Origin of the sequence: Tissierella sp. (assembly GCF_052089545.1) — a bacterium.
In the GTDB taxonomy this organism is placed as follows: Bacteria; Bacillota; Clostridia; order Tissierellales; family Tissierellaceae; genus Tissierella_A.
The window spans coordinates 1-4,165 of the sequence record NZ_JBQDAA010000202.1 but is presented as its reverse complement, the minus strand read 5'-3'; the positions used below and the strand labels follow the sequence as shown (position 1 = coordinate 4,165).

Genomic DNA, 4,165 nt, shown 5'->3' with positions numbered 1-4,165 from the left:
ATTTATATGATAGTGGAAAAATAAATGAAATAGAGGTTGGAACATTTAAGGGATTAGCAACGATTCATTTTTATTTGTTTTCAGATATTTATAATTTTGCAGGAGAAATTCGAACAGTGAATTTGGCGATGGGGAATTTTCGTTTTGCCCCATTAATGTACTTAGAAACTTCTTTACAGTATATTGATAAAATGCCTCAAAGTACGAACAAACAAATTATTGAGAAATAAGTTGAAAATAATATTGCCCAACCATTTCGAGAATGAAACGCTCGAAGAATGCGGATTTGTTTGGATCATATGATAAAGAAATAACTGCAAAAGAATTAGAAAAATTTAAAGATTTAAATGTTGAAATTACAACATCCATACCTCATGCAATAGAATTTATACCAAAAGGTATATCAAAGGCGGAAGGATTAAAAGATTTAAAAAAATCTTTAGGTGTAAAAAAAGAAAATATACTTGCTATAGGAAATAGCTTAAATGATTTAAGTATGTTAGAGTTTGCAGGTAAAGGAATAGCTATGAAAAATAGTGATCAACTTCTGTTAGAAAACTTTGATAATATATCAAAATTTACTAATAACGAAGAAGGGGTTTATGAGATATTAAAGAATATATAATGTATAAAATATAGTGTTGTAGTTTTTTTAGCTACAGCGCTATATTTTTATTTAAAATTGATCAATAGATGGTATAATAGAAAATAAATAAAAAGTTTAATATGGATGTAATAAATATTGATTATTAAGTCTATAAAAAAGCTAGGAGGAGAGTATATGAGTAGAATAGTAGTGGCATTAGGTGGAAATGCTTTAGGGGATGGTCCAAAAGAACAGCTTAAGTTAGTAAAAGAAACGGCAAAACCTATAGTTGACCTAATAGAAAAAGGACATGAAATAATAATTGCTCATGGAAATGGTCCTCAAGTTGGCATGATAAACTTAGCTATGGAAGATATGGATATGCCATTTCCAGAATGTATTGCTATGAGTCAAGGATACATAGGATATCATCTTCAAAATGCAATATATTCAGAACTTAGTAAAAGAGATATAGATAAAAACATAGTGACTTTACTTACTCAAGTTATAGTAGATGAAGATGATGAGGCTTTTAAAGATCCTACAAAACCTATAGGAAAGTTTTACTCTTTAGAAGAGGCAAATACCATAAAAAAGGAAAAAGAATATACTATGGTAGAAGATTCTGGTAGGGGATATAGAAGAGTTGTAGCTTCTCCAAAACCTATTGATATAGTTGAAATAGAATCGATAAAAAGCCTTATAAAAGATGGTCATATTGTAATAAGTGTAGGTGGTGGAGGTATACCTGTCATAAAAAAAGGCAATAGTCTTAGGGGAGTTGATGGTGTAATAGATAAAGACTTTGCAAGTGAAAAAATTGCAGAATTAATAGATGCAGATCTTTTATTTATCTTAACAGCAGTAGATAGAATAGCTATTAACTTTGGAAAGGAGAATCAAATTGATTTAGAAAAGATGAGCATTGAAGAATCTTATAGCTATATTGAGGAAGAACAATTTGCACCAGGAAGTATGCTTCCAAAAGTACAAGCGGCAGTAAAGTTTACTGAATCTAGAAAGGGAAGACAGGCAATTATATCATCTCTTGAAAAAGCTGAAGAAGCCCTTGTTGGAAAAAGTGGAACATTAATATATTAAAATTAGACTAAATAAATAGACCTATAAATAAAAAAGGATAGAATAATTAAACTATTCTATCTTTTTATCTATAAGTTTTTAACTTTTATATGATATAATTAGAATATATATACTTATAAGGGGTGATAATATCTCCACATATGTTTTTTTAGTTTTTTATATATTTTTTTTATTATATCCAATGTATAAGGATATTGTTAGATATAAAAAAGGAGATTACTTTTTAAATTTAAAACATTCAAATAAAAACAATGATAATAAACTAATTTTTAAAAATGTAATGATATTTATAGCAGCTTTTGTATTTGTAGAAGATGATAAATCCGCTTTATTTATAATTGTTACTTTAATAATCATTGCTATCTCAATAATTCAATCTATTATATTGGCTTATTTAACTTATAAAAAAACAAATAAGAAAAAAATGATGGTTAATACATTAATATTTGATACAGGTATAATTTTATTTATATTAATTCTACTGATATTTACTAATATGATTTAGTAAGTGAAAGAAGGTGCTTAGTTGAAATTTAAATCTAAAAATGATCTATGGATTAGTCTTTTAGTATGGATACCGATACTATTTTTTACTATCTATTCTTTTTTCAGAGGTGGGATGATTATTAGAATTATAATGTTATCTATTTTTATATTCTTAGCCTGGATTTGGCTTGGTACCTACTATTATATATCAGAAACGCTACTTAAGATTAAATCAGGACCATTTACTGAAAAGATACCTATTAAGGATATAAGGAGTATAAGAACTAGTAGAAATTCAATTTCTTCGCCTTCACTTTCACTTGATAGGCTTCAAATAAGGTATGAATATGGGAAAGTAGTACTTATATCGCCAAAAGCTAAGGAAAAATTTGTGGAAACTATATTAGAAAAAAATAGTGATATATCTGTTAATATTGAATGAAAAGTATTTAAATAAAAACTGCTTATATCTTGATTTCAAGAATATATTTCTGAAGGGAGAAATAATAATATGGATAACATTAATATAGTAAAACTTAGAAGTATTTCAAATGAAATAGAATTAAATATGATTAAGGCGATATTAGATGATAATAGTATACCATATATTATAAAGAATCATGGTGCTGGAGGACATATGAGAATAATAAGCGGAAGCTCTCAATTTGCTACTGATATTATGGTAGCAGAATATGACATCGATAGAGCAAAGAGTTTATTAGAATCTATAAGTATAGATTAATTAAAATAAATATTGATAGTTGATAAATAAAAATCCTTCCAAATGGAAGAATTTTTATTTATATTATATCTTTTAGTTCCTTATATTCCATATCGAATGCATCTGCAATTGATTTATATACAATATTCCCATCCACTAAATTTACACCTTTTGCCAAAGCTTCATTTCTTTTAGCAGCTTTTTTCCATCCCATATTGGCTATTTGTAGTGCATAGGAAAGAGTAACATTTGTTAGTGCAAGTGTTGATGTTTTTGCTACAGCTCCTGGTATATTTGCAACTGCATAGTGTATAACACCATGTTTTGTAAAGGTAGGATTTTCGTGAGTAGTAGCTTTATCTATAGTCTCTACACATCCACCTTGATCAATGGCTACATCTACGATGACACTTCCTTTTTCCATTTTCTTAACCATGTTTTCAGTTATAAGTTTTGGGGCTTTTGAGCCAGGTATAAGTACTGCTCCTATTACAAGGTCTGCTGTTTCTATTGCCTTTATCATATTATAATTGTTTGAATAAAGTGTTTCTATTTTCCCCATAAAGACTTCTCCTAGATATCTTAGTCTATCTATATCTATATCTAGTACTGTAACTCTAGCGCCAAGTCCTATTGCACGTCTTATTGCTCCTGTCCCTACAATACCGCCTCCTACAACTACTATATGTGCAGGGGGAACTCCTGGTACTCCATCTATAAGTTTACCTTTACCACCGTTTATAGTTTCTAAGTGAATAGCACCTTTTTGAACTGCCATTCTTCCTGCTACTTCGCTCATAGGGGTTAAAAGAGGAAGCAATCTACTTGGAAGCTGTACAGTTTCATATGCTATTGCTGTAGTTTTAGCTTCTATCAGAGCTTTTGTAAGAGATAGCTCATTAGCAAGATGAAGAAATGTGAATATAATCAAATCTTCTCTAAAATATTTATATTCTTCTTCTAAGGGCTCTTTTACTTTTAAAATCATATTTGCATTTTTCCAAATATCTGAAGCTGATTTAAAAATCTCTGCCCCAAACTTTTCATATTCATTATCTGAAAATCCAGCCGAAATCCCAGCACCTGATTCTACATAGATAGTGTGTCCTGCTCTTTTAAATGAATCTACTCCAGCAGGTGTTAACGAAACTCTGTTTTCTTGAGGCTTGATTTCTTTCGGTACTCCAATTATCATTAAGTTTTCCTCCTTTAATATGTTATTATAGCTCGTTGCAGAACTCTACAACTCGCATATTTACTACGTTTATTTA

At 29.1% G+C, this 4,165-nt stretch carries 6 protein-coding genes and 1 pseudogene; 6 read left to right on the top strand and 1 reads right to left on the bottom strand.

Features of this window, described 5'->3' with window-relative positions; all coding sequences use genetic code 11:
- The 6 genes and pseudogenes from ACTHW2_RS11470 to ACTHW2_RS11445 form a co-directional block, all read left to right on the top strand.
- Positions 1 to 230, top strand: a pseudogene (locus ACTHW2_RS11470) (protein adenylyltransferase Fic); the annotation flags it as partial.
- Between the two features lie 32 nt (positions 231 to 262).
- Positions 263 to 625: an HAD family hydrolase gene (locus tag ACTHW2_RS11465; protein ID WP_442264056.1), complete on the top strand. Its 363-nt coding sequence runs from the start codon at positions 263 to 265 to the stop codon at positions 623 to 625.
- 156 nt (positions 626 to 781) lie between these two features.
- Positions 782 to 1,687: a carbamate kinase gene (gene arcC / locus ACTHW2_RS11460; protein WP_442264055.1), complete on the top strand. Its 906-nt coding sequence runs from the start codon at positions 782 to 784 to the stop codon at positions 1,685 to 1,687.
- Between the two features lie 181 nt (positions 1,688 to 1,868).
- A complete protein-coding gene (locus tag ACTHW2_RS11455; RefSeq protein ID WP_442264054.1) occupies positions 1,869 to 2,192 on the top strand; it encodes a hypothetical protein in 324 nt (107 codons plus the stop codon).
- A 114-nt stretch (positions 2,193 to 2,306) separates the two neighbouring features.
- Positions 2,307 to 2,615 (top strand): PH domain-containing protein, encoded by a 309-nt coding sequence (locus tag ACTHW2_RS11450; RefSeq protein ID WP_442264053.1) that lies wholly within the window; start codon positions 2,307 to 2,309, stop codon positions 2,613 to 2,615.
- 69 nt (positions 2,616 to 2,684) lie between these two features.
- Positions 2,685 to 2,915, top strand: coding sequence for a putative signal transducing protein (locus ACTHW2_RS11445; protein WP_442264052.1), 231 nt, complete (start codon positions 2,685 to 2,687; stop codon positions 2,913 to 2,915).
- A 58-nt stretch (positions 2,916 to 2,973) separates the two neighbouring features.
- On the opposite strand, the gene ald is transcribed toward ACTHW2_RS11445, so the two are convergent.
- Positions 2,974 to 4,089 (bottom strand): alanine dehydrogenase, encoded by a 1,116-nt coding sequence (ald, locus tag ACTHW2_RS11440; RefSeq protein ID WP_442264051.1) that lies wholly within the window; start codon positions 4,087 to 4,089, stop codon positions 2,974 to 2,976.
- Positions 4,090 to 4,165 lie beyond the last annotated feature (76 nt).